Genomic DNA, 24,907 nt, shown 5'->3' on the forward strand with positions numbered 1-24,907 from the left:
TATGAATACTAAGTTTTTATTGAGTTATTTATCGTTGCTAATATTCTTCTCTATCTTCAGACGTAGAGAGCAAAAGTGTTGTTCTATAAGGCTTATAGATATCAAATCGCCGATTATTTAATGGCTTGCGACTAATTTTGCGTTAAAAACGCACAGGTCTGCACTTAAATACTTAACATTTCTTATAACTACAGCTTTTGATTCTCATAATTGTAGATGCAAGCTAAATATACTGTGGAGCGATCGCAAACCTTAGTATTAGCAGTTTATAAGCCATAGATATGCCAATTTAGCTATCTTGTCTATGCATCAATAGTAATTACAAAAAATTAAGAGAAGGCATAAATAAAAGTTTTTGCTCAAAGTCATCTATATAAAGATAGATATTTAAAAGTAGTTTCTAACAAGATTAGTGCGATCGCTTTTATTCAAGTTCCGCAAGATAGGGTGACGGCAAAACTGCCCAATACCAGCCGCCCAAGAAAACTTTTACTTAAAGTGGTAAGAAAGTCAACATCCTGGGAAGACTAGCAAAAGGACAAACACATCAATATAGTTTTTACCAAATTGAGGCTAAAGTTGCTAGTTTCGCTTTTGGCTATTAAATAGTCTAAAGGTAGCTAATTTTGAGCGATCGCAATTTTTCCTTAGAGCCTCTATTTGATTGTCTTGCGTAAATTACCTACTTAAAAGTTGTAAATATATGACAGAATCACAGCGCCCATCAATCCCACCCTTACCTGCACGTCAAGTTCCACCACCACCACCACCACCAAGGCAAAGTCAGGCTGTTAATAATACAACTATTGGTAATACTCAACTGCAACATAGCCCAGCAACTAATATTGCTCAAAGCGACTTGAGTTCCGCACCGCTACCGCCGACCTCAGTCAATCGTCCTGCATCTCCCCCACCGCTACCGCCGACCTCAGTCAATCGTCCTGCATCTCCCCCACCGCTACCGCCGACCTCGGCGCATCGTCCTGCATCTCCCCCACCGCTACCGCCGACCTCGGCGCATCGTCCCCCTACACCACCCCAAGCGACAAAACCTACTTTTGGTAAAGACGTACAACCAACTTTAGAAAAATTAGTACAAGAAGCTTACGAGCAGGGAGTTTCAGACTTACACTTAGGAGTAAGCGAAGTACCTCGTTTCCGCGAACGCGGTCACATCATTGTCACTCAGTACCCCGAAACTGACGAAGCAACATTTTATGGCTGGTTAGGCGAAATCTTGAGCGAACAACAAATCGAGCAATTTAGACACGATTTGGAATACGACGGCGCTACTCAATACGAAGGCTTAGTGCGGGTGCGGATCAACATATTTGTTTCGCTCAACGGTCCAGCGATGGTACTGCGGTTGATTCCATTAAAAATTCTCACTATGGAACAATTAGGATTGCCACCTGTGTTCCGAGATTTGTGCCACTACCATAAAGGCTTAATTTTAGTTACAGGACCGACAGGTTCGGGCAAGTCAACAACAATGGCAGCGATGATTGACTATATCAATAAAGAGATGCCCAAAAACATCATCTCAATTGAAGATCCTGTAGAATTCGTGCATAAAAGTCAAAAATCGCTGATCAAGCAAAGGGAAGTAGGCATTCATACTTTGAAATTTGACAATGCCCTCAAAGCATCGTTGCGGGAAGACCCCGATATTATTCTTATTGGGGAAATGCGCGATCGCGAAACCGTGAATACAGCCCTCAAAGCCGCTCAAACCGGACACTTAGTATTTGGGACTTTGCACACCAACAGCGCTGTCAAAACTATCGAGCGGATTCTTAACTTGTATAACCCCGACGAGCAAGCGCCGATGCGGATTCAAGTAGCTGAATCTTTAGTTGCAGTGATTGCCCAAAGTTTGCTGAGAACCACTGACCGCAAACGTGCCGCGATTCACGAAATTATGATCAACACTGACGCAATTAAAGACTATATCATTCGCAATGATGTTGAAGAAATTGAGTCAATTATCCCCCGCTGTAACTTTGAGGGTATGTGTACGATGAACCAATCAATCTACAGACTCTATGAAGAAGGACGGATTACTGAAGAGACAGCATTAGAAGCATCTCCCAAACCAAACGAAATGGCTCAAATTTTGCGAGGTAGAGCTTAAATCAGTGACCAGTGACCAGTGACCAGTGACCAGTGACCAGGATCTTACTATTAACAGCGGCGGGCAAAATAAATTACCCTGTTGCTTGATGATGCTTCAGTTATAATAGTTGAAGTTGCGCTGCGACGTTGGTGACTGCCAATAATGTTTTTGATCTATGTCTTTTCCAATAAGGGAACTAAGAGGTCTTGGCAGCAGTAGACCGAGCTTGTACTCGGAAACTTTACGTCAGACCCGCTAGTACCCACCTGGTTTTTCCAGGTCCAAAACTGAGGTAAGACGGCGTTGCGGTCAACTTCTATATAAAATCAGTAAATTTTGTTCGCCCTATGTCGAGCAATTTGCTGTAGAGACTTTTCTGCCTAAATAAATACTGTAGCGATTAATTCGATTTTGCGATCTAGGAAACGTTAGGATATTAAGATTAAGTTTAAGTTAAAACAGTTTATTCAAACTGCAAATCGCCCTAGTGTTTCCAGCTAATTTTTTTAGATTAGATAGTGGTATAACTGTTATTCACCAATACTTACCTACGACTGGGGTAGTTGTAGCCGATGTTTGGCTGAATGCAGGAGCAGTGAAAGAGCCAGAACACGAATCTGGAATGGCTCACTTTTTGGAACACATGATCTTTAAAGGCACTGCAGCAATACAACCAGGACAGTTCGATCGCGAGATAGAAAATAAAGGCGGGATGACGAACGCAGCTACAAGTCACGACTACGCCCATTATTTCTTGACAACAGCAACGGCTTATTTAGAAGATACTTTACCTTATTTAGCAGAATTGCTCTTAAATGCGGCAATTCCTGAAGACGAGTTCGAGCGAGAACGAGATGTAGTGTTAGAGGAAATTCGCTCTTGTTATGACGATCCAGATTGGATTGGATTTCAAGCGTTAAGTGAAAGCGTATATCAACTTCACCCTTACGGGCGATCGGTACTCGGTACGGCAAAAAACTTGCAGCAGCACTCGCCAGACGCAATGCGTTGTTTTCACCGCCAGCATTACCGACCGGAAAACATGACAGTAGCCGTTGTAGGGGGAATTGAAGCAGATCTGGCTTTGGATTTGATCGATCGCACCTTTGCCGAGAAAATGACGGAAATTCAATCTCTGCCTCATGTCGATAGTCCTCACGCTGCACCAGCAAATTTACCCACGAAAAAAACTGCCGAGCTTCCCCCAGTGCTGTTAGGAATTCGTCGCCAAGAAATAAAATTGCCAAATTTAGAGCAGGCGCGATTGATGATGGCATGGGTAGGACCAGGTGTAGACAATTTCCGTAGTGCTTACGGATTAGATTTGCTGTCAGTAATTTTAGGTGGAGGCAGATCCAGTCGCTTAGTTAGAGAATTAAGAGAAGATAGGCAATTAGTACAAGCAATTAGTAGTGACTTTTCGTTGCAAAGAGAGTCAAGTCTGTTTACGATTAGCGCTTTGTTAGAGCCGCAAAACTTGGAGCGAGTTGAGTTTTTAATTCGCGCCCACTTGGAAGAACTGCAAACTAAGCCAATTTGTCTAGCAGAACTGGAGCGCTGCAAGCGTTTGATGTGCAATGACTATAATTTTTATACTGAAACACCAAGTCAAATTGCTGGACTTTACGGTTACTACAGCACGATCGCATCTGCCCAATTAGCACTTCTATACCCCCAGCAAATTCAATCTTTTCAGCCCGAAGAACTACAAAAGTTGGCTGCGCGTTACTTATTGCCCCACGAGTATGCAGTAACGTTATTAAGACCTTGCTAAAGCAACAAGGTAAATTCTAATTCTCCCAAAATTAAAGATATATAGAAGAGGAAATATACTGGCGTGACAACTCAGCTACAAAATCAAATTATCCAGCGCACAGTTTTAAACAACGGCATAACCGTATTAGTAACAGAAAACCCAGCAGCGGATATTGTTGCGGCTCGGCTTTTTCTCCGAGCAGGTAGTTGTTGGGAGTCTCCCCAGCAGGCGGGGTTAGCGCATTTATTTTCTAGTGTAATTACCAAAGGAACGCAGCAACTTTCCTCCTTTGAAATTGGCGATCGCGTAGAATCATTAGGGGCAAGTCTTAGTACCGATGCTGCTGCCGATTATTTTGTCCTCAGCCTCAAAACAGTCACGGCAGATATGCCTTCGATGTTGGAATTAGCAGGACAATTGTTGAAGTCGCCTACTTTTCCAGAAATGGAGGTAGAATTAGAGCGGCGTTTGGTGTTGCAAGGCATTCGTTCTCAGCAAGAGCAACCTTTTAGTATCGCTTTCGACAGGTTGCGCCATGCTATGTACCGCCACCATCCTTATGCTATGTCGGCTTTGGGTACAGAAGCAACGGTATCGGCATTAACTAGAAAAGATATCCAAGAGTTTCACCACAAACATTTTCGCCCTGATAATCTAGTCATTAGCTTTGCAGGTAGGATAACTCAAAGCGATGCGAATATTATGGTAGAGCAGGTTTTTGGCGATTGGCAAGCCCCGAAAACCCCTTTGCCAAACCTCACATTGCCCGAATTAAGTCCTCAACCTTATCCGACTGTTACGCCCAAACAAACCCAACAGTCGATTGTCATGCTCGGTTATTTGGCTCCTTCAGTTCACCAGCAAGATTATATAGCGCTCAAACTACTATCTACTTATTTAGGCAATGGGCTTTCTAGTCGGTTGTTTGTAGAGTTGCGAGAAAAACGCGGTTTGGCTTACGATGTTTCGGCATTTTATCCGACGCGCAAAGATACTGCCCCTTTTGTAGTTTATATGGGTACGGCTCCTGAAAATACAGCGATCGCTATAGAAGGACTGCAAACAGAAGTCGATTTACTATGCAGCACCAAGCTTAGTGAAGCAGCTTTGCAAACAGCCAAAAACAAGTTATTAGGGCAGTATGCTTTAGGCAAACAAACTAATGCTCAAATCGCTCAAGTTTATGGTTGGTACGAAGTTTTAGATTTGGGAGTTGATTTTGATACTAGGTTTCAGCAAGAAGTGGCGGCTGTGACTACTGCTGATGCTGTTGAAGCTGCTTGTCGCTATTTGACTACTCCTTATATATCTGTAGTTGGTCCTGAAGCAGTAGTAAATAACTTAGCAACAATCCCTACTAGCTAGTGCAGTTATTTTTGCTTATTTCGCCACCGCTTGTTTTTGCAATAGGCGGTGGTTTTTGTATTTAAGGTAACAGGAGATTTTTACATTTCTTTTTGACCATAATCAGCCCTAAGATAGACGAACTAATCCCATCTGTAGATAGAGCCGATTGGGCGATCGCCAAAGTTATTCTAATAACAAATAAAGCTTCTAGTAGCAAATAAGACAAAGAAATACACAAAAGTATTTTTAAAGCTGCTAACGAAATTGTAATTAGAAAGGAAATTCTATCAATATGTCTAACCTCAACGATCCGCAAAACTACAGTAAACAAGTACGTAAAGAATCTTACACAGATGCTAATGGCAATACTCATACTGACGTAACTAAAACCAACGTCAACGGAAATGCTTACCGCGATGGTTACGTCAACGGGCAAATATCAGAACGCTACGATGAAGATAACTTAGTAGCGCGTGACAATGAAAATGCAGGACGTGGTTTACTACTAGGCATTCTGTTAGCCTCCCTAGCAGCGCTAACTGCTGGTGCTGTATGGTATTTAAACCAACGTACTGATGTTGACCCAGTTACGCCTGTAATAGTTCCAGTACCGAACAGAGTAGAGCCTAGCCCATCTCCTCAACCTAAAACCCAAACTACAATTATTGAAAAGACTAGAGATGTAATAGTTCCTGCACCTGTGCAACAAGCTCCGGCTCCCGCGCCTCAAGCTCCTGCACCTGCTCCTCAGCAAGATATCAATATTACAGTGCCAAGTCCTGCACCGCAAGCACCAGCAGCTAGCTCCAGCGAAAGTAGCTCTAGCTCCACATCCTCTGATTCGCCAACTACTACTTCAACTGAGAACAGTTCGAGTGAAGGTAGCACCAGCACAAGTCCTTCTCCTGCTGCTGGCAATTCTACCAGCGACGCGCCCGCTCAGTAATAAATAATTTGCGCCTTGAATCCTCTCCTAATTTTGGAGGGGATTTTTGCCTTAGTAAACAGATTTTGTGAAATATTGCGACATATAAATGCTAATCAATTTTAGTAAATTACCAGTTGTTAGCCAGAATACGGAATGTTAGTTTAAATGCAGGCACAAAAACAAACCGTCTTTTGATTAGCGCCTGTGCCTCCTGCGCGATCGCCTTGCAATTACTAAATGTCGCATCCAATAATGTAAGATTTGTTTGCTAAATCTCGGTTTTTATTGGAGGTCTACAAAGTTACTGTCAGGTTTCCTTTTCAGGGTTAGCTAGTATTGGAGGTATTTTTAAGTTTGTTGCTTTGATTACTGTCTCCGTAGAATGAATGGATGCACGAGGACGAGAACTAAAAATTGCAAGTTTAGCCCACCTTATTTGAGTTAAATTTCTCCAGTTTGAATTTAAATAAAACCATCCCATCGTTGAATAACCCGCCGAATGCTACTTAATTCTTCACCCTAGTAGCGCGGCGGGTTAGTCAATTATCAGTGACCAGTGACCAGTGACCAGTTAGCAGTTCGTGTGTAGATAAGGAATTTTGTAGGAGCGATTGGGTTAGTTAATTGGTACTTGCTCAATTAAGGTAATGATTGTGACTTCAGGCGGACAGAACAAACGTCCTGGTAGATATGTCCCCAAACCCCTGTTAACGTATAGCTGGTTATTTCCTACCTGATGAAAGCCTTGCGCCCATTCCCAATGTCTGACTACTTTGGCACAGTCTTTCTGCATAAAAGGCATTGTTCGCCGTGCGGATTTAGAAAGGCGGCGACGCAACCTTTTGTATAAGTTTACAGCCGGACCGATCCCTGGCAGCATAATTTGACCGCCATGAGTATGACCAGATAGTTGCAAGTCTACTCGACATTTTTTTAAAGGTTGAGCAGTATCGGGATTATGGGATAGTACGATGCGCGGTATATTAGCATCCAAGCTCATCACAGGTTTAATACTAAACTCATGCGACCAATAATCAGCAAGTCCTACTATAGGCAATTCTTGTCCGAGTGGATAAGCTATTTCGTTCCAAAGTACGCCAATACCAATGCTAGTTAGAGCATCAGTAATTTCTTTTCTAGACTGGCTGTAATAGAGATCGTGGTTTCCCAAGACGCAATAGATACCAGCGCGGCTTTGCAAGTGCTTGAGGCGCAGTACCAATTGATGAATAGGCGCTGGCTCATCAGTTACATAATCGCCAGTTAAAACAATTAAATCGGGTTCGGCTTCATTTGTCACAGCGATCGCTTGTGCGAGCATTTCTTCTGATAGCCGCAAACCGTCATAGTGCAAATCTGACAGTTGTACTAGCTTCGTACCTTGCAATGATGGTGGCAGATTTGCGATCTCTACGGTCAATTTTTCCACACTCAACGGTCCCGATAGTAACCAGTGCATAAAATAATTCGTAATTCGTAATTCGTAATTCGTAATTAAGGACAAAATTAGTAATGCGCGAATTGCTGCTTTGCGGCTTGATACCCCTCCTTTTCCGTAGCGACTCCAGCTTAACAGAACTTAGCCAAAGGCTCTTAGTAACTGGAATACCTTTGCTAATAATTTTTGAAGTCTGTAGCTTTTTTCGTAGTTTTGCTGAGTGAGGGCAAAGGCTGCTTTACTATTTACTTCTGCAAGTGTGGGGTAGATGTGAATACCACCCAAAGCCGAAATTTTTAGGTTGTGAGACATTGCTAAGACAATTTCGTGAATCAATTCGCCTGCGGCTGCACCGACTAAATGAGCGCCAAGAATTTGCCCGTTGCGTCTAGTAATAATTTTGGCAAATCCAGCAGTTGCAGCTTCAGCTTGAGCGCGGTCTACATCGGCATATTCTTGTTTTATGATTTGCATATCTTTGCCGTAACGCTCTTTTGCCTCTTGTTCTGTTAATCCAACACGCGCCAGTTCAGGATCGGTAAATGTTGCCCAAGGAATTACTTTATAGTCTGCTTTGATAACGGGTAAAAATAGCGCATTTTTTAGCACAATATTGGCTTCATACGAGGCTACATGAGTAAATTGGTAGCCACCGATAACATCGCCGCAGGCATAAATCCGAGGATTGGTAGTTTGTAGTTTGGCATTAACGCGGATGCCTTTTTTACCTTTACTATTGCCATAACCAGACTCACTCTTTGGTTGCACCTTGACACCAGCAGCTTGTAGGTTGAGGGATTCAACATTAGGTTGTCTTCCCGCAGCAATTAAGATTTGGTCTACTTCAGCAATTTTTTGTTCCTTTGCCCATAAAACCTTTTTCCCGCCAATAACTTCAACTCGTTCGACTTGGGTTTTAGTGAGAACTTGGATACCTTCTGATGTAAATTGCTGGGCTACTACTTGCGCTGCTTCCGAGTCTTCTTTGGGTAAAATGCGATCGCTTCCGGCAACAATTGTCACCTGAGAACCTAGTCTAGAAAAGGCTTGTCCCAATTCGCAACCAATCGGTCCGCCGCCAATAATAGCTAGCGTTTCTGGGCGCTGAGTTATTGAGAAAACTTCCTCATTTGTAATATATCCTGCTGCTTCAAGTCCGCTAATCGGTGGAATAGCTGGTCTAGAACCTGTAGAAATTACAAAAGCTCTCGCTTTAAGACTTCTGCCATTAACTTTAAATGTTTGCTTGTCTGTAAATTCGCCGTCGCCGAAAATTACCTCACAACCCAAGCCCTCAAATCGTTCTGGCGAGTCGTGGGGTTCGATATTAGCTATGACATTTTGGACGTGAGCGATCGCTTGAGCAAAATCAATCTGAGTATCATTGCAATATATGCCCAATTTGCCTGCATTTTTGACTTCGTAAGCCAAGCGCGAGGCATAAATTAGAGATTTACTAGGAACGCAACCATACCACAAGCAATCGCCGCCTAAACGATGCTTTTCTATCAACGCTACTTTGGCTTTGAGGGCAGCGGCGACACCTGCAACCACCAAGCCGCCAGAACCGCCGCCAATTACTACTAAATCGTATTCAACAGCCATGATTATCACCAAACACTGTCTTTATTCGTAGCGCAATCGCCGTGCGATCGCATTATCCAGCAATTGAACACTACTGATTGCGTTTTTATAGAGGTGTAGGAAGCGAAAAATTGAAAAAATAAGTTTAGAATCAAGGTACTCGCGACGATTTATTGTCATGGCAATATGCGTTGGTGGATGACTTCTCGTCGCAATAGCTAAAAATCTAGTCTCGATCGCTGCAAGGAGATCGATCGATGCGCGTTTTACTCGTCGAAGATGAACCTGGAATTGCTCAATTTGTTCGACAAGGATTAGCTGAAGCAGGATACGCCGTTGATGTAGCACCCGATGGACGCAGTGGATGGGATTACGCAATAGCCGCCGAGTACGACATTATTGTGCTAGATATCATGCTGCCCGAAATGGATGGCTTGCAATTGTTGCGCCAACTGCGATCGGAACGGATCAAATCGCCTGTACTGCTTCTAACTGCCCGCGATCGCATCGAAGATCGAGTTAAAGGATTGGATGCGGGGGCGGATGACTATCTCGCCAAACCTTTTGCTTTTACAGAATTGTTGGCGCGGTTGCGGGCTTTGTTGCGTCGTCCACCGCTGCAAGGGGATACGATTTTGCGGGTTGCAAATCTAGAAATGGATGTGGCAAACCGCGAAGTGTTTCGGGACGGAAAACAAATCGATCTCAGTCCGCGAGAATTTACATTGCTGGAGTATTTTATGCGCCATCCGCGCCAGGTGTTGACCCGCGATCGGATTACCGAACATATTTGGAATTTTGATTTCTATGGCGATTCTAATGTCGTCGATGTTTACGTCGGCTATCTGCGGCGCAAAATCGATCGCGAGTTTAATCCGCCGCTGCTCCATACAGTACGGGGCGTTGGCTATCGCTTGAGTGCGGAAGGGTAAATCATGCGATGGAGTCGAATTCCAGTCCGCATTCAACTTGCCTCCTGGTATGTGCTGCTGCTGGCACTCATCCTCGGAAGCATTGCTGGGTATTTGTACTTTCGACTAGAACGCAAATTGCTCGTGAAGACAGACACCGCGCTTCAGATTGCTTCGGCTCAATCACTCGTCTATCTCGATCGCCAACCAGTATTAGCGTTTGAGCAGGCTCCTAGGCAACGCCAGACTGCACTACGTCTGAGCCAGCTTGGGTTAGCGGCTCGTCTAATTACGCCAGAAGGTAAAGTAGTTGATGGATTCGGTCGATATCAAGATGTGCCGATCTGGGTTCCGACTACAAGCGGTTATATGACCTTAGCAACCGATGGCATTGATTGGCGATTGATTAGTCAGCCAGTGATTCGAGCAGGACGCATCGTTGGATGGTTACAAGTCGCTCAATCTTTAGAGCCGCTAGAAGACATTGCTCGAGAATTACCAACTGAAATTTTGCTCAATCTACCGTTGATTCTGCTGGTCGCGGTACTCGGTGGGTTATTTCTCTCGAATCGGGCGCTATCTCCAGTTCGACACATTACGCAAACAGCACGGGTAATTACGGCAACAGATTTGAGTCAACGCATTCACTACCAAGGAGCTAGCGACGAGGTTGGAAAGTTAGCCATTACGTTCGATCGAATGCTCGATCGCTTACAAGCAGCACTCGACCGAGAACAACGCTTTACAGCCGATGCTGCCCACGAACTACGGACACCCTTGACCGTAATGAAAGGACGGTTGGAGGTCACGCGGAGTCGTTCGCGCAGCCAAGAAGAGTACGACCGCACGCTGCAAAAACTGGAACAGGAAGTCGATCGCTTGATTCGCCTTACTAATGGTTTGCTTCTTTTGGCAAAAATCGATCGACGACAGTTGCCGTTTGCACTGCAATCTGTGAATCTCAGTGACTTACTAGAGATAATTGTCGAGCAAGTCGAGCCTTTGGCTGACACCAGAGAAATTACCTTAATCGCCGATCTAGCGCCTGAATTATGGATGAAAGGCGATCCAGACCATTTGACAAGTTTGTTTCTCAATCTCCTAGATAATGCGGTGAAATATACAAAAGAAGGCGGAGTGGTGAGGCTCTGGTCTAACATTGAGACTGCCAAAATTCAGGTTTGTGTGAGCAATACAGGAGCAGGCATTTCACCAGAGCATTTACCCTACTTATTTGAGCGGTTTTATCGGGTGGAATCTGCACGATCGCAAGGTGGAGCGGGATTAGGACTTGCGATCGCGCAAGAGATGGTTCGGCTTCATAATGGCACGATCGAGGCTAGTAGCGAATCCGGTACAACAAATTTTACTGTCAAGTTGCCTTTATCTCGATCGGACATATAGTAGCCCCTCGTTCTCATCATTTTCTTAATTTCGCTTTCTAATCAGGGGTATGCCTCTACCTATTTACTATTTAATGCTCTAGTTAGTAACAGATATACTTTATTCTTCTCATCATTTTTTTAATTTTCACTGCTATTGTCGAGAGCATCACTCTTTGGTCATTCTAATAATGCGTGACACAACAGGCACATTGAATCGCTTCGACCGTCAGCTATGGAAGAAATTCTGGAAACTCGCAAAACCTTACTGGTTCTCAGAGCAAAAGTGGAAAGCCAGAAGGTTGCTCCTGAATTTAGTGGTTCTCACAGTATTGGTAAATGGAATTAACGTTGGGATTAGCTTTATTTTTAGAAACATTGATACTTCGCTAGCGAGATTTCCAAATACCGGAGATAGCAGTACGTTTTGGCGGCTGATTGCGCTTTATGCTGGACTTTTAGTCATTGCTACTCCGATCGTTGTTCTGTTCGATTTCGTTCGAGAAAAGTTAGGGCTGCATTGGCGTGAGTGGCTCACAAATCGTTTCTTAGAACGGTATTTATACAATCGTGCTTACTATCAAATCAATTTAGATGCCAAAATTGATAATCCCGATCAACGCATTGCCGATGATGTTCGGGCTTTCTCTCGGACAAGCCTTTCATTTCTGTTGGTCATTCTGTCCTCGGTCATTACTTTAATTTCATTCACAGGCGTATTGCTCTCGATTTCAGTAGCGCTATCCATGACGTTAATTGCCTACGCGATTGTGGGTACGGTAATCACAGCTTGGCTCGGACGGAGATTGATTGGAATTAACTTCAACCAACTGAAACGGGAAGCAGATTTTCGCTATGGTCTAGTTCACGTGCGGGACAATGCCGAAGCGATCGCATTCTACCAAGGAGAAGTTGCAGAATTAGCGCAGTTGCGAAAGCGATTTGGGGATGCATTACGAAACTTCGATCTGTTGATTCGCTGGGAACGCAACTTAGGCTTTTTTACCAGTAGCTATAACTTTCTAGTTCGGGCATTACCTTACTTGGTGGTTGCGCCAATTTATTTTGCAGGGCAAACCGATTTTGGAGCAATTACTCAAGCGGCGATCGCATTCGATCAGATTTTTCGGGCTTTATCGCTGGTCATCAGCCAGTTTGAGGTATTGACCGCATTTGCAGCTGGCGTAAACCGTTTGGGCAGTTTTGCGGAAGCGGTAGAACCAACTGCACTTGCACAAAGGAAATCGACGACGATTACAACTACCAAAGATGAACAACTGGCGCTCGATCGAGTCACGCTTCTGACACCAAACTATCAACGAACATTAGTGAATAATCTATCTTTGAAGTTAAATCTCGGCGAAGGATTAGCAATCGTGGGACATAGCGGTAGTGGAAAGAGTTCGTTGCTCAGAGCGATCGCAGGGTTATGGAATACGGGTCTTGGACACATAGCTCGTCCAGTCTTGGGTGAAATGCTATTTTTGCCGCAACGCCCTTACATGGTGTTGGGTTCGCTGCGAGATCAGCTATTGTATCCCCATCGCGATTGTTCGAGCGATGAAGCTCAACTCAATCGCGTTTTAGAGCAAGTGAATCTGGCAGAACTGCCTGAGCGGGTTGGCGGTTTTGACGTTGAGCTAGATTGGGCAAATACGCTTTCTCTAGGCGAACAGCAACGTCTTGCCTTCGCGCGATTGTTGTTGGCTCAACCACGCTATGCGATTTTAGATGAAGCTACAAGTGCTTTAGATTTAGATAACGAACAACATCTATATCAACAGCTTCAGGAAATGAAAATTGCCTTTATCAGCGTTGGACATCGTATGAGTTTATTGCAATATCATCATTACGTTTTAAAGTTAGAAGGCAATACTCACTGGCAATTGTTGTTGGCTCAGACTTATGATGCAGCATAGGTGCGTTGGCTCGATTCGCTATGAGACAGCCCGATCTCAATTACCTGGTCATCACCTTTACGAGCGTTGGTAGCTTTTATCTAAATGAATAGCTACATCTCGATGGACAACAGGAAGCCGCGCTCTATATCGTCACGGTCGGGTAGATTGAGCCTTAATCTAAAATTACGAATTACCAATCGGTTTTCTCATGGTTTTCTTAATCTTTGCTTCTAACTTGGAGATATAGGCAAAAAACACAACACTCTCTACAGTTTAGGAGTTGAAATTATGAACGCTAAACAAAAAATTGCCAGTGCGATCGGGGCTGGAGTTCTCCTCATGGGTGGCGCATTATGGTTCAAACCTAAAGAAGCCCAAGCGTCGCCTCACAATACTGCGCCTTCTATCAGCCTAGTTCAAGCCGTTGAAACCGTACTGGCAGCTAATCCAGGAGCCACCGCGATTGAGGCAAATTTAGAGCGCGATCGCAACACATTGGCATGGGAAATCGAACTTGATAATGATACGGAAGTGTATGTGAATGCAAATACTAATCAGATTGTTAGAACCGAGCAAAAATGGAATGTCAGCAACATCCCATTTTTAGGAGAATGGATACCAAACTAATGCAAACAACAACGCATGAAGCATTTATAAATGAATGGCGAAACTACCTTAGCGATCTAGGAATAATTATTTCTTGGGATTTAGATTCTGAAATCAAGTTGGAGACGAGTATGCAAGTTGAACTCACACAAAAAGTTGTTGCACAAAAGAGTGAGTACGATTCAACCCTATTTACAGTTTGGCAACACTTAACGAGAGACTATGGCGATCGAGTTGCGCTCCGAGATCCTCACAGCCAACCGATTGTAGAACTAACCTATGCCCAAGTATTCGAGCAAGCTCTCAACTTTGCTGGAGGCTTGCAATCATTAGGGGTTGCACCTGGAGATCGGGTGGCGATTATTGCCGAGAATTCCCCTCACTGGTTAATTGCAGACTTGGGTACGCTGTTTGCAAGTTTAGTGAATGTGCCTCGTAGTGCGATCGCACCGCTCCAAGAACTAGAATACATTCTGCGTCATAGCGGTAGCACAGTAGCGATCTTGCAGGACTTAAAGACGTGGAAACAACTTCAGTATATTCTGAGCGAGCTAGGGATTTTTCGAGTAATTTTGTTGTCAGATGAGGTACAAAAAGGCTGCTTTGGATTCAACGATTTATTAACACTAGGACGCGGTCAGTCTACGATGCGAGGATTACAAAGATCGCAACTGGCAACAATTATGTACACATCTGGCACGACTGGCAATCCCAAAGGTGTGATGCTAACTCACGGCAATCTCATGCATCAAATCGAGAATTTAGATGTTGCCGTGCAGCCTAACTCTGGAGAACGAGTTCTTTCTATTCTTCCAACTTGGCACTGTTACGAACGCGCTTGCGAATATTTTTTACTATCGCGAGGGTGCATGATTGTTTACAGCGATCGCCGTCATCTCAAACAAGATTTGCAAGCGGAACGACCACATTACTTTATCGCAGTGCCTCGAATTTGGGAACTGTTTTATGATGCCATTGGGCAGCAAATTCAAAACAAAAGCCGAACGGCGCGATCGCTGGTCAAAGTCTTTCTCCGGCTTAGCGAACTTTACATCACTCAACGGCGAATTACAACACATCAATCGAGCGAGCGTGTGGAAAATGAGTTCAAAAACAAAAAAATTTCAAAATGGCAACATCGAATTCTATCAATACTGCATCGCTTAGGAGATGCGCTGGTATATCGTAAAATTCGCCAAGCAATTGCGCCCCAGCTTAAATGTGCGATTACAGGTGGAGCAACGCTACCCGCTTATCTCGATAACTTCTATGAAATCCTGGGAATTGAGATTCTCAACGGTTATGGATTAACTGAAACGGCTCCAGTGCTTGCTGCCCGTAGAATCAATCGAAATGTTCGGGGAACAGTTGGTCCTGCTTTACCAGGGACAGAACTAAAAATTGTTCATCCTGAAACTGGATTGCCTTTACCGAGCGGGGAAACAGGATTAGTCATGGCAAGAGGACCGCAAGTCACGATCGGCTATTATGAGAACCCCGAAGCAACAGCACAAGTGCTTTGCGCGGATGGTTGGTTCAACACTGGAGATTTGGGGTGGTTAACACCTGATGGCGATCTAGCGATCGCTGGACGAGCAAAAGATACGATCGTACTATCAAATGGCGAGAACGTAGAACCAGAACCTTTAGAGAATTGCTACAAGCAAAGTGTCTACATTAATCAAATTGTGTTGATTGGACAAGACCGCAAGCGATTGACGGCGTTAATCTTGCCGAACTTGGACGAGATTGCAGCTTGGGCAACAACGCAAAAATTGTCCTCAGTTCCAGAAACCGAATTGCTCCACTATCCTCAAGTTCGCCAGTTGATGAAGGCACAATTGAAACAGTATTCTAACCCGCGATCGCTCCATGCAGTCAGTGACTTTCGCTTTGTGCCTGAACCATTCTCGCCGGATAACGGCTTAACAACACAAACATTGAAAATCCGTCGTGCCAAAGTCGAGCAACACTACGCCTATCTAATCGACGAAATGTACGACTAACTCAAAATCGCTTCTCACCATACTGTTCCTCGTGCCTCTTTTTTGTTCTCTCCAAGCACAGAACAGAGGAAGGGACAATCAAAAGCGCATTTTCTGACAAATACTAGGAGACATTACCATGCAATTGTTTCAAAAACACTGGAACCGATCGGTAGCAGCCTTTGGTAGTTTGATGCTGAGTTTTGCGTTAGCGCAGCTTACCGAAGGTATCGCCCCGACTGCCCATGCTACCACCCACAATCCATCTACTGTTCAAGCTGCTGCCAATGATGCTGCTATACCTAGAATTTTCAACGAGGCTCCCTTTAGTGGGGGATTACACGCGCTAAATCTACCTCTTGCCTCCCCAATTGTGCCTCCTCTGCCAGAACAACTTCAACCGCCAAGCGCGATCGTTGCACCCGTAGATGGGGAAATCAAAATGCTGCTGACTAATCCAACTAATGCTGCAATTTCTTTTGAGGTACTTGGGCATACCGAATCGCGGATTCTACCCGCCCGATCGAGCCTTACACTTAAAAATCTGCCTGCTCCGGTTGGCGTGACCTTTAGACGGCAAGATAGCGGGTTACTCAACATCCAGCCTCAAGTCAATACCGCACCTGGGCTGTTACAAATCACCTTTAATGAAGCAACAGATTTGAGCCAAGACAGAATTGCCCTAGAAGTCCAACCAGATGGCGCTGTTTTTCTGAATTAATCTCTCGGTCAAATCATGAATAACTCTTTGCATCCTCGTTCTCAATCGGCGATTGAGACCTCAAACAATTGGCACACGCTAGAGGCAGAAATTGTATTGGATTTGCTTGATAGCGATCGCCGAACTGGATTGAATCGTACCCAAGTTGACGATCGCATCATCAAATTTGGATTGAATGAACTCAAAGAACAAGCAGGACGTAGTGTGGCGCGAATTTTGCTAGATCAGTTCGCCAACATTATGCTGATTATGTTGATTGCTGTTGCGATTGTTTCTTCTTTGCTAGGAGAAGCGAAAGACGCGATCGCAATTTTTAGCATTGTCGGCATCAATGGATTGCTGGGATACGTGCAAGAAAGCCGCGCCGAGAAAGCACTAGCTGCTCTCAAACAAATGGCAGTGCCAATGGTGCGAGTGTGCCGTCAAAGTACTGTACAGGAAATCCCAGGACGGGAACTCGTACCTGGCGATATTGTCTTGCTCGAAGCAGGAGGACAAGTTCCAGCAGATGGACGATTGTTAGAAGGAGCCAACTTGCGGGTGCGGGAGGCAGCACTCACCGGAGAAGCGCAACCCGTTAGCAAAAATGCCACTGTGGTTCTGGATGCAGATGTACCTTTGGGCGATCGTGCCAATTTGATGTTTCAAGGCACAGAAGTGCTTCAAGGTCGCGGCGTTATGGTTGTTACGGCGACCGGAATGAATACTGAACTCGGTCGAGTTGCTGCACTGCTTCAAGGCGTTGAAAATGAACCCACTCCGCTACAACGACGCATGAGCTTGTTAGGGAACGTACTGGTAAGTGGGGCATTAATTTTGGTCGCGATCGTAGTTCTTTTGTCAGTAACAAACGCGCCGGATGGCTGGAGCCGTTTGTTAGCAGGAGATTTCACGCCACTACAAGAGCCGCTACAGGTTTCTTTGAGCATGGCAGTAGCAGTTGTTCCAGAAGGACTGCCAGCGGTGATTACAGTGACGTTGGCGATGGGGACACAACGAATGGTGAGACGTAATGCTTTGATTCGTAGGCTACCTGCAGTCGAAACTTTGGGTTCAGTTACGACAATTTGTTCTGACAAAACGGGGACGCTCACCCAAAACAAAATGGTCGCTCAAGTAGTGCGTACGGCTGAAACCGTTTACACAGTAACAGGACAGGGCTATGTGCCAGAGGGGAACTTTCTCATTGGCGAACACCCCCAAGATCCCGAAGCCAATCCAGAACTCTATACCCTCTTGTTAGCTGGCGCGGTTTGCAATGATGCCGTTCTTAAATGTGAGTCTGGAAATCATTGGACGATTGTGGGCGATCCAACCGAAGGGGCATTGTTGACCTTGGCAGGCAAAGCTCAGTTATACAAACCGCAATTAGAGCCACATCTGCCTCGCGTGAGTGAGTTTCCTTTCTCTTCGGAACGCAAGCGCATGAGTGTGATTTGTCGCATCAATGATTCTGGGTTAAAGACTGACTGGCATTCTTTCCTGAACGCGGCAGCCAATAGCATGAAATCGCTGAATTCCTATGTAATGTTTACCAAAGGGTCGCCAGAAATAGTTCTCGCTCGTTGTAATCGAGTGCAGATCGAACAGTCTACTGTACCACTAACCGACAAGCAACGCACCCAAATTCTGCAACAAAACGAGAACCTAGCACAGCGAGGCATTCGCGTTCTGGGGTTTGCCGTTCGAGATCTTGCCTCTGTGCCACCTGAAGACAGTGACGATCGCATCGAGCAAGAATTAGTTTGGTTAGGACTGGTGGGGATGCTAGATGCTCCTAGACTTGAAGTTCGTCCAGCCGTTGATATGTGCCGTCAGGCGGGAATTCGTCCTATCATGATTACCGGCGATCATCAACTCACCGCAGTTGCGATCGCGGCGGAGCTTGGTATTGTTCCCTCGATCGAGACGACAGCATTGAGCGGTCAAGACATAGAGAAAGTCTCTCAACCCGATCTAGAAACGTTAGTAAAAAACATTAGCGTCTATGCTCGCGTTGCACCTGAACACAAGCTCAAAATTGTGCAAGCCCTTCAGAAAAATGGTGAATTTGTTGCCATGACTGGAGATGGCGTGAATGATGCTCCAGCAATCAAACAAGCGGATATTGGAATTGCGATGGGCATCACTGGAACGGATGTGAGCAAAGAAGCGAGTGATATGGTATTACTCGATGATAATTTTGCCACGATTGTTGCTGCAACGGAAGAAGGTCGAGTCGTTTACACTAACATTCGTCGCTTTATCAAGTACATTTTGGGGTCTAACATCGGTGAAGCGATCGCGATCGCCGCAACGCCAATTTTGCTTACAGGTGCATCGGTTCCGCTCACGCCGCTCCAAATTTTGTGGATGAACTTAGTCACCGATGGTTTACCTGCGCTAGCTTTGGCGGTAGAACCTCCTGAACCAGATGTAATGTACCGCCCCCCGTTTAATCCACAAGAGAGTATCTTTGCACGCGGATTAGGGAATTACATTTTACGTATTGGATTAGTCTTAGCGATTACAGTAATATTCATGATGCTAATCGTGTTTCCATATCGCGCTCAATTTGGAACTAATCCCGATGCTTGGAAAACAATGGTATTTACAACGCTATGTCTTTCACAAATGGGTCATGCTCTAGCTGTTCGTTCTCAAACTCAACTTACAATGGAGATGAATCTATTTTCAAATCCTTATGTATTGCTTTCAGTAATCGCAACTACTTTATTACAGTTGGCATTAGTTTATGTCGAACCATTGCGAGTCTTTTTTGGAACTTATTGGCTATCACCCTTACAACTGGCGATTTGCTTTGGGTTTAGCGCCTTAGTTTTCATCTGGATTGAAGGCGAAAAGTTACTTCTGCGATGGGTGCAGTCTCGTCAACAGCGATCGATTACTCCTGCCCGTTAATTTCTGCTGTCTCACTCACGAGCATGACTCCAGCCAAACAACTCCAAACCTCAAAAATTCTGTGCGATCTTCTCAACCAGCACGAAGGTGATGAAATCCGGCTCAGAGATTTGCTGCACCATATGGGCGATCGCGCTTTCGGTCCAATGCTTTTGATTTGCGCCTTGCCCGAAGTTTTACCATTACCCGTTGCGGGTGTTTCTGCTATCATTGGCATCCCCTTAATGCTTGTTTCTGCTCAGTTAGCGATTGGATTGCGTCGCCCTTGGTTGCCGCCCTGGGTTGCTAATCGCTCATTTAAGCGCACTCAATTCGAGCGGCTTGTCCGCCGAACGCTCCGATATCTTGAAAAACTAGAGCATCTTCTCAAACCCCGATGGCGATTTCTCACAACACCTATAATCGAACGGTTTATTGGGTTGCTCTTGTTGGTGCTGGCGATCGTCATTACGTTACCTATTCCCTTTGGCAATATTCTGCCTGCGATCGCAATAGCGATCGTCAGTCTCGGCATGATTGAGAAAGATGGATTAGCGATCGCGATCGGTGGAATTGGTGCAGTTGTGATTTTGGCGTTTATGACAAGTGCAATTCTGCTTGTCTTACCTATGTTTAACGTGTTGTAACTGACTTTTCATTTTGGGAATTGTTCAAAAAATCGTTATTTAAATTACATACGGCTCCATCTATCCTCACAACAAGCGACGTGAAAGACAATGAAACGGATAGCGCCCTCAGCAAAACTATTGACACGCAAATTTTGGCGATTCAATTTCGCAAAACTGGCATTGTTAGCAGCCATCTTCATTTTGGGTAGCGGTGCTGGAATTGCCATTACCTCAACCATCACATTCCACCCAGCCAATGTCGCATCCCGTGAATTCATCGATATCAGCGCCCCAAATCCAGAAATTTGTGCCCAGTATGGAGCAAGTGCAATGGTGATAGATGCCCGCTTCTTTGTCACCATGAATCCCTTTCACGTCTTTGTATCGCAGTCCAATCTCAAGCCTGGGTGCGTCTTACGGATGGGAAACTGGCAGATTTTAGAGCAACGTAGATTAATTACAGCAGACCAAGTGCGTGATTGTCGAAACAGTATGAACACATTTGGCTTTATTGGTGAGTTAGAAAATTCACCCGATATTCGCTGTGTTTACCAAAATGACAATTCTCAAAACCTCTTTCTGAACCAGCCAGGATTGCCACCTCCACCAAGTACAGAAAATTTCTAAATTGAATTACGATACGCATGAAAAAATCTTAGCCGATCGCATTGAGCTAGAAGACAACGAGTAAATTTTGCAATCACTCCAAGTTGGCGCACTGGGATATCTACTCAAACGAACGCCTGCACCAGAGATTGCAATGTCGCTAACAGATAACCCCGATCGCGCTAAGAACGACGAGCGTAAGTAAACGGTAGGCTTCTTGCGGTCAAAAAGCTTTGCTCGGTCATCTGACTCCACGGCATTAAGATTTGACGAGTAAAGAGAAATGAATCGATCGTGCGTTTCATCAGGTCATCTGCGCGCGATCGCATTTCTGCAATGACTTCACCTGATGCACTGCCTAATGCTTTCATCACATCCACTGGTAGCTGTCGAACCTGAATTTTGTAATCGTTGGTCAATCTCTGAAGTGCCCTTGCATTTCCAGCGTTGGCTTCTGCTAAACCCTGGTCATGTTCAGCTTGAGCAGCGATCGCAATAATTTGCTGAAGGTCGGACGGCAACGCCTCATACCGCGCTCGATTCACTACTAACTCAACCAAGCCAGACGGTTGATTATACGAAGGAAAATAGTAATAGCGGGCGAGTTCCTGCAAACCATAATGCAGATCGACCAGGGGACCGACAAGCTCAAACCCGTCCAATTTTTTTGCCTGCATCGCTTGACGAATTTCAGGGATTCTCATCGTCACTGGCTTAACGCCCAACTGAGATAAGACATCGGCAGCGACCCCCGTTGTCCGAAATCGAACGCCCCGTAAATCATCCAAGCTATTAATTTCATTGCGGAACCATCCAAAAGACTGTGCTCCTAATGAACCTGCTGGAAAGGCTCTTACCCCAAAGGGAGCGTAAGCAGCGTCCCACAACTCCTGTCCGCCAAAATAGTAGAGCCATGCACTCATCTCATTCTGAGTGAATCCATAGGGAACGACAAAGAAAAACTCTAACACTGGGGATTGAGTGCGCCAATCGTATGCCAGACTGCGGCTCATTTCCACAGTGCCATCGCTAACTACTTTCAATGTCTCAGGAAAAGGAACAACGGCATTCGGTGGCAGTACCTCAATTGTTAAACGCCCTTGACTCATCGCTGCAATGCGATTAGCGAGTCGCTGTCCGGCAGCAAGTTGATCGGGAAAGGTTTCATCCCAACGCGACACCATCCGCCAGCGAAACTGTTCTGACTGAGCATTTGCAGGCTGCTCTGTCCTGCTTACAGCGTTCACAGCGATCGCTGCTGTTGTAGAAGCCGCTGCCCCTAGCAAAAAATTGCGACGCTGAAATAAGCGATTGCGATTCATATTTTATATTTCCTAGTAATTAAAAACGAAATTGGGATGCAGAAAGTAACAAAAGCCAGCGGAGTGACTCAAAATCATGTAGCAGTTCTTGCACATTGTTAACGGACACATTGTTAACGGACTTACTCAGCAATCGAATCAGGAATCTGTAGCTTCTTCTGATGAAATCGATGTTTTCTCCTATGGAACTAACACCATTGAGTGTGCGCCGCGCGTCACCGGAACAGAGTAACGAGTTTGAACTAGCTTTGGATGTGGATTGAGCGGATCGGTTGCAATCCGCCAAAAGTCAATCGAGCCGCCCTGTTTGCGATCGTCAAAATGGTCATAGTTCACGACTGCAAGATATTGACTCGAAGCATCAAATGCAGCTGCTTCGGGCAAAATGCCATCATAGGGATACTCAGCGACATGGTTTAGCTGTCCGGTTTGTGGATCGAGTGTGATTAAACTGAGGGTCGAAAACCAGGTGATGCGTCGATCGTCGTAGGGAAGATAGCTTCGCTCTAGATTAGTGGTTACAACAAAACGACCATTCGGACTAATTGCAATTCCTTCTGGACTTACACCAGTCATCGCTCTTGACACCAGTGCATGACGGGGTGAGCCATCGGCTTGTTTTCCTGCTGATAAACGGATGCTATTCACACTACCGCGCGGAGCTTCCGTCCATAGCCCCTCGACATCGGGACCCCAAAAGAGGTTATTCACGATCAAATGCCGACCATCTGGAGTAAACCGAGCCATGTAAGGCGCTTTCTCAATCTGCACGACATTGCCCCAGGGTTGCAGTTCGATCGTATTTCTTTGCCGCCCAACTCGAACAAACTCGACCGTTGCTGCATTTTCGTTGACCAATGCAAGCACATCTTCTTTCGGATGCCATTCCGCATGAATTAGCCGCTGTCCTTGAGGCAAGCGAGGTACAGTTGGATAAACAGGTTGCCCTAGTCGTCCATTGCTAAAGGGGATGATTGCAAGCGGTGTCTTTGTTCCTGCACCTTGAGGATTGAATGCGATCGCAACCGAGGCTCCATCCCGACTGATGCTCACTGAGTCCGGACGTTCGGCAACTGTTACTTCTTGTACCCGTCGCGGGCGAGTCGGATCGCTCAAGTCAAATACTAAAATGCGATCGCCGTGTCGCAGATCGGAAAACCGCTGATTTTGCCAGTCGCCATCGGGTCGTGGTCTGAAGGTTTCGACAACGATCGCAAACCGACCATCGGGCGTAACTGCAACCGCAACAGGTGGACCCGCAACCGAGTTACTTGCCTCTGTTTCGTAAGCTCTCAAGTCCCGAACGTGCCGCCCTCCCAGGGGAATCACGCTCAAGGCATCTCGTCCTTCTCTGGGTCCGAGTTGACCATTTACATACGCGGATGCCAGCATATCTGCATCTGAAATCGAAACGAGATAACGTCCCTGAAAGGTCATCGGTGCGGCTCGATCGAGCGTTTGAGCGATCGCTTCAGATGGTATGAGCATCATTGCTAGTCCGAATGCCAATAGTTTCTCGATCGTGAACTGAGTCATCCTTGTTCTCCTAACTTGCGCGAAAATTTATGGAATCAACATCAGTTGATGAACGCCCCGAACAACGCTTGCTTTGAAACCCGTTGGTTCTAGTCGCGGAGTCTCGCCTTGAATCACTCGAAAGAAATGGACTTTGCCCCGTCGTTCTGTTAAGTCAAAACCGATTGCGCTACTCACTGCTAAATTCTGTCCCTCTGCGTCAAACACAATGCCTTGCGGCAAGATTTCTCCTTCCATTCGATATTCCCCTGCTGTCCGCAGTTGACCTGTTGCCGGATCGAGCGATGTTAAGGAAATCGAACTATAGGGAGTCAATCGTCGATCGTCCCAAGGAACATAGCTGCGAATCATATTCGGTGTCGCGATTAACCGTCCGTCTCGGCTCATTGCTAATCCTTCTGGACTAATGCCTGTTTGCACTGTCGAAACGACTCGATGCTGCGGACTGTTCCCATCAGCCACAAATTGAATTGAAGTGAGACTTCCAGGCGGCGCACCCACAAAGAAACCGTCAACATCCTGACCCCAGTGAACGCTGTTCGTGACGAAAAATTGACCGTTCGGGGTAAAGTATCCACTCACTGGAAATTGCCCTACCTGAACAGGTTGTCCCCACGGCTGAATTTGATAGCGACCATTGTTCGCGCGATCGACTCGATAAAACGCGATCGCATTTTGATTCGTCAGTACCACTGCGAAAAAGCGCCCCGATGGATGCCAGCGAACTCCAGTAATCGCGCCATCTCCTGCTTGAACAGGAATCTGAAACGATTGAGGTTGACCCAGCTTTGTACCGTTGACTGGAACGAGATGAATCTGTCTTCCTGGTTCACGCGAGGTTGAGACAAGCAGCAAATCGCCTTGAGGATTGATATCGATCGCTTCTGGACGATTCCCTAATTCAACCGTGTTCGCGACTTGAGGACGCATTGGATTTGTGAGATCGAGCGATCGCAATCGTCTACCCACTGGCAGTTGATCGAACTTTGTTGCGTTTGCTGGAGCAGGTTCGCTCGTTTCAATTACAAATGCAGCACGACCATTCGGTGCAACGGTCATAGAGAAGGGCCAAGCGGTAACTGCATTGGAAACATTCGCACGTCCAACTGATAGAGGTCGAGGACTGCGATCGCTCATACCAATTTAATGTAAAAAGTAGCTTAATAAAGTAAGTTGAGTGAGCCTAATGCATTAAGCTAGTCAAAAATAGCAAATAAGCTCAGATCAAAAGATGGCTCGTCCTCTACAAGTGACAATTG

At 45.5% G+C, this 24,907-nt stretch carries 18 protein-coding genes and 1 other RNA gene; 14 read left to right on the plus strand and 5 right to left on the minus strand.

The window, feature by feature from the left end; translation table 11 throughout:
- Positions 1 to 703: 703 nt before the first annotated feature.
- The 5 genes from UH38_RS20610 (at position 704) to UH38_RS20625 (ending at position 6,165) form a co-directional block, all read left to right on the plus strand.
- On the plus strand, positions 704 to 2,134 hold the full coding sequence (locus tag UH38_RS20610; RefSeq protein WP_045056574.1) for a type IV pilus twitching motility protein PilT: 1,431 nt from the start codon (positions 704 to 706) through the stop codon (positions 2,132 to 2,134).
- Between the two features lie 114 nt (positions 2,135 to 2,248).
- Positions 2,249 to 2,432: non-coding RNA, 6S RNA (gene ssrS / locus UH38_RS25175), on the plus strand.
- Between the two features lie 171 nt (positions 2,433 to 2,603).
- Positions 2,604 to 3,890 (plus strand): M16 family metallopeptidase, encoded by a 1,287-nt coding sequence (locus UH38_RS20615; protein ID WP_045056575.1) that lies wholly within the window; start codon positions 2,604 to 2,606, stop codon positions 3,888 to 3,890.
- Positions 3,891 to 3,953: 63 nt separating this feature from the next.
- On the plus strand, positions 3,954 to 5,237 hold the full coding sequence (locus UH38_RS20620; RefSeq protein ID WP_045056576.1) for a M16 family metallopeptidase: 1,284 nt from the start codon (positions 3,954 to 3,956) through the stop codon (positions 5,235 to 5,237).
- A gap of 274 nt (positions 5,238 to 5,511) precedes the next feature.
- Positions 5,512 to 6,165 carry a hypothetical protein gene (locus tag UH38_RS20625; RefSeq protein WP_045056577.1) on the plus strand — a complete coding sequence of 218 codons (654 nt, stop codon included), beginning with the start codon at positions 5,512 to 5,514 and terminating at the stop codon, positions 6,163 to 6,165.
- Positions 6,166 to 6,763: 598 nt separating this feature from the next.
- Here the strand turns inward: UH38_RS20625 and UH38_RS20630 are convergent.
- Positions 6,764 to 7,606, minus strand: a complete 843-nt coding sequence (locus UH38_RS20630) for a metallophosphoesterase (protein ID WP_045056578.1) — start codon at positions 7,604 to 7,606, stop codon at positions 6,764 to 6,766.
- Positions 7,607 to 7,726: 120 nt separating this feature from the next.
- Positions 7,727 to 9,190, minus strand: coding sequence for a dihydrolipoyl dehydrogenase family protein (locus UH38_RS20635; protein ID WP_045056579.1), 1,464 nt, complete (start codon positions 9,188 to 9,190; stop codon positions 7,727 to 7,729).
- Positions 9,191 to 9,426: 236 nt separating this feature from the next.
- On the opposite strand from UH38_RS20635, the gene UH38_RS20640 reads away from it, so the two are divergent.
- The 9 genes from UH38_RS20640 to UH38_RS20680 all read left to right on the plus strand — a co-directional run bounded on the left by UH38_RS20640 (position 9,427) and on the right by UH38_RS20680 (position 20,811).
- Positions 9,427 to 10,101, plus strand: coding sequence for a response regulator (locus tag UH38_RS20640; protein ID WP_045056580.1), 675 nt, complete (start codon positions 9,427 to 9,429; stop codon positions 10,099 to 10,101).
- Positions 10,102 to 10,104: 3 nt separating this feature from the next.
- Positions 10,105 to 11,484, plus strand: coding sequence for a sensor histidine kinase (locus tag UH38_RS20645; RefSeq protein ID WP_045056581.1), 1,380 nt, complete (start codon positions 10,105 to 10,107; stop codon positions 11,482 to 11,484).
- A 169-nt stretch (positions 11,485 to 11,653) separates the two neighbouring features.
- Positions 11,654 to 13,381: an ABC transporter ATP-binding protein/permease gene (locus tag UH38_RS20650; RefSeq protein ID WP_082065463.1), complete on the plus strand. Its 1,728-nt coding sequence runs from the start codon at positions 11,654 to 11,656 to the stop codon at positions 13,379 to 13,381.
- A 270-nt stretch (positions 13,382 to 13,651) separates the two neighbouring features.
- Complete coding sequence (locus tag UH38_RS20655) at positions 13,652 to 13,990, plus strand: PepSY domain-containing protein (RefSeq protein WP_045056582.1); 339 nt, start codon at positions 13,652 to 13,654, stop codon at positions 13,988 to 13,990.
- The gene (locus UH38_RS20660; RefSeq protein ID WP_200892543.1) at positions 13,990 to 15,975 is read left to right on the plus strand and encodes an AMP-dependent synthetase/ligase; all 1,986 of its coding nucleotides are present in this window, start codon (positions 13,990 to 13,992) and stop codon (positions 15,973 to 15,975) included. Before UH38_RS20655 ends, UH38_RS20660 begins: the two co-directional genes overlap by 1 nt.
- A 118-nt stretch (positions 15,976 to 16,093) precedes the next feature.
- Positions 16,094 to 16,675 carry a hypothetical protein gene (locus tag UH38_RS25025; protein WP_052672493.1) on the plus strand — a complete coding sequence of 194 codons (582 nt, stop codon included), beginning with the start codon at positions 16,094 to 16,096 and terminating at the stop codon, positions 16,673 to 16,675.
- A 15-nt stretch (positions 16,676 to 16,690) separates the two neighbouring features.
- Positions 16,691 to 19,576 (plus strand): cation-translocating P-type ATPase, encoded by a 2,886-nt coding sequence (locus tag UH38_RS20670; protein WP_045056583.1) that lies wholly within the window; start codon positions 16,691 to 16,693, stop codon positions 19,574 to 19,576.
- Complete coding sequence (locus UH38_RS20675) at positions 19,531 to 20,202, plus strand: exopolysaccharide biosynthesis protein (protein WP_200892544.1); 672 nt, start codon at positions 19,531 to 19,533, stop codon at positions 20,200 to 20,202. Before UH38_RS20670 ends, UH38_RS20675 begins: the two co-directional genes overlap by 46 nt.
- Positions 20,203 to 20,292: 90 nt before the next feature.
- On the plus strand, positions 20,293 to 20,811 hold the full coding sequence (locus UH38_RS20680; protein WP_045056584.1) for a DUF3172 domain-containing protein: 519 nt from the start codon (positions 20,293 to 20,295) through the stop codon (positions 20,809 to 20,811).
- A 161-nt stretch (positions 20,812 to 20,972) separates the two neighbouring features.
- Here the strand turns inward: UH38_RS20680 and UH38_RS20685 are convergent, their stop codons facing one another.
- The 3 genes from UH38_RS20685 to UH38_RS20695 all read right to left on the minus strand — a co-directional run bounded on the left by UH38_RS20685 (position 20,973) and on the right by UH38_RS20695 (position 24,785).
- A complete protein-coding gene (locus UH38_RS20685) occupies positions 20,973 to 22,112 on the minus strand; it encodes a TRAP transporter substrate-binding protein (protein WP_045056585.1) in 1,140 nt (379 codons plus the stop codon).
- Between the two features lie 180 nt (positions 22,113 to 22,292).
- Positions 22,293 to 23,648 carry a lactonase family protein gene (locus tag UH38_RS20690; RefSeq protein WP_200892545.1) on the minus strand — a complete coding sequence of 452 codons (1,356 nt, stop codon included), beginning with the start codon at positions 23,646 to 23,648 and terminating at the stop codon, positions 22,293 to 22,295.
- 27 nt (positions 23,649 to 23,675) lie between these two features.
- Positions 23,676 to 24,785, minus strand: a complete 1,110-nt coding sequence (locus UH38_RS20695; RefSeq protein WP_052672494.1) for a lactonase family protein — start codon at positions 24,783 to 24,785, stop codon at positions 23,676 to 23,678.
- Positions 24,786 to 24,907 lie beyond the last annotated feature (122 nt).

The organism is Aliterella atlantica CENA595 (genome assembly GCF_000952155.1).
GTDB classification, from domain to species: domain Bacteria; phylum Cyanobacteriota; class Cyanobacteriia; order Cyanobacteriales; family Chroococcidiopsidaceae; genus Aliterella; species Aliterella atlantica.

Bases quoted from the DNA above. Each gene is read 5' to 3' on its own strand.
- UH38_RS20625 (WP_045056577.1), top strand. From the start codon at position 5,512: ATGTCTAACCTCAACGATCCGCAAAACTACAGTAAACAAGTACGTAAA.
- UH38_RS20695 (WP_052672494.1), bottom strand. From the start codon at position 24,785: ATGAGCGATCGCAGTCCTCGACCTCTATCAGTTGGACGTGCGAATGTT.
- UH38_RS20610 (WP_045056574.1), top strand. From the start codon at position 704: ATGACAGAATCACAGCGCCCATCAATCCCACCCTTACCTGCACGTCAA.
- UH38_RS20670 (WP_045056583.1), top strand. From the start codon at position 16,691: ATGAATAACTCTTTGCATCCTCGTTCTCAATCGGCGATTGAGACCTCA.
- UH38_RS20635 (WP_045056579.1), bottom strand. From the start codon at position 9,190: ATGGCTGTTGAATACGATTTAGTAGTAATTGGCGGCGGTTCTGGCGGC.
- UH38_RS20645 (WP_045056581.1), top strand. From the start codon at position 10,105: ATGCGATGGAGTCGAATTCCAGTCCGCATTCAACTTGCCTCCTGGTAT.
- UH38_RS25025 (WP_052672493.1), top strand. From the start codon at position 16,094: ATGCAATTGTTTCAAAAACACTGGAACCGATCGGTAGCAGCCTTTGGT.
- UH38_RS20680 (WP_045056584.1), top strand. From the start codon at position 20,293: ATGAAACGGATAGCGCCCTCAGCAAAACTATTGACACGCAAATTTTGG.
- UH38_RS20650 (WP_082065463.1), top strand. From the start codon at position 11,654: ATGCGTGACACAACAGGCACATTGAATCGCTTCGACCGTCAGCTATGG.
- UH38_RS20675 (WP_200892544.1), top strand. From the start codon at position 19,531: ATGGGTGCAGTCTCGTCAACAGCGATCGATTACTCCTGCCCGTTAATT.
- UH38_RS20685 (WP_045056585.1), bottom strand. From the start codon at position 22,112: ATGAATCGCAATCGCTTATTTCAGCGTCGCAATTTTTTGCTAGGGGCA.
- UH38_RS20690 (WP_200892545.1), bottom strand. From the start codon at position 23,648: ATGACTCAGTTCACGATCGAGAAACTATTGGCATTCGGACTAGCAATG.
- UH38_RS20630 (WP_045056578.1), bottom strand. From the start codon at position 7,606: ATGCACTGGTTACTATCGGGACCGTTGAGTGTGGAAAAATTGACCGTA.
- UH38_RS20655 (WP_045056582.1), top strand. From the start codon at position 13,652: ATGAACGCTAAACAAAAAATTGCCAGTGCGATCGGGGCTGGAGTTCTC.
- UH38_RS20640 (WP_045056580.1), top strand. From the start codon at position 9,427: ATGCGCGTTTTACTCGTCGAAGATGAACCTGGAATTGCTCAATTTGTT.
- UH38_RS20660 (WP_200892543.1), top strand. From the start codon at position 13,990: ATGCAAACAACAACGCATGAAGCATTTATAAATGAATGGCGAAACTAC.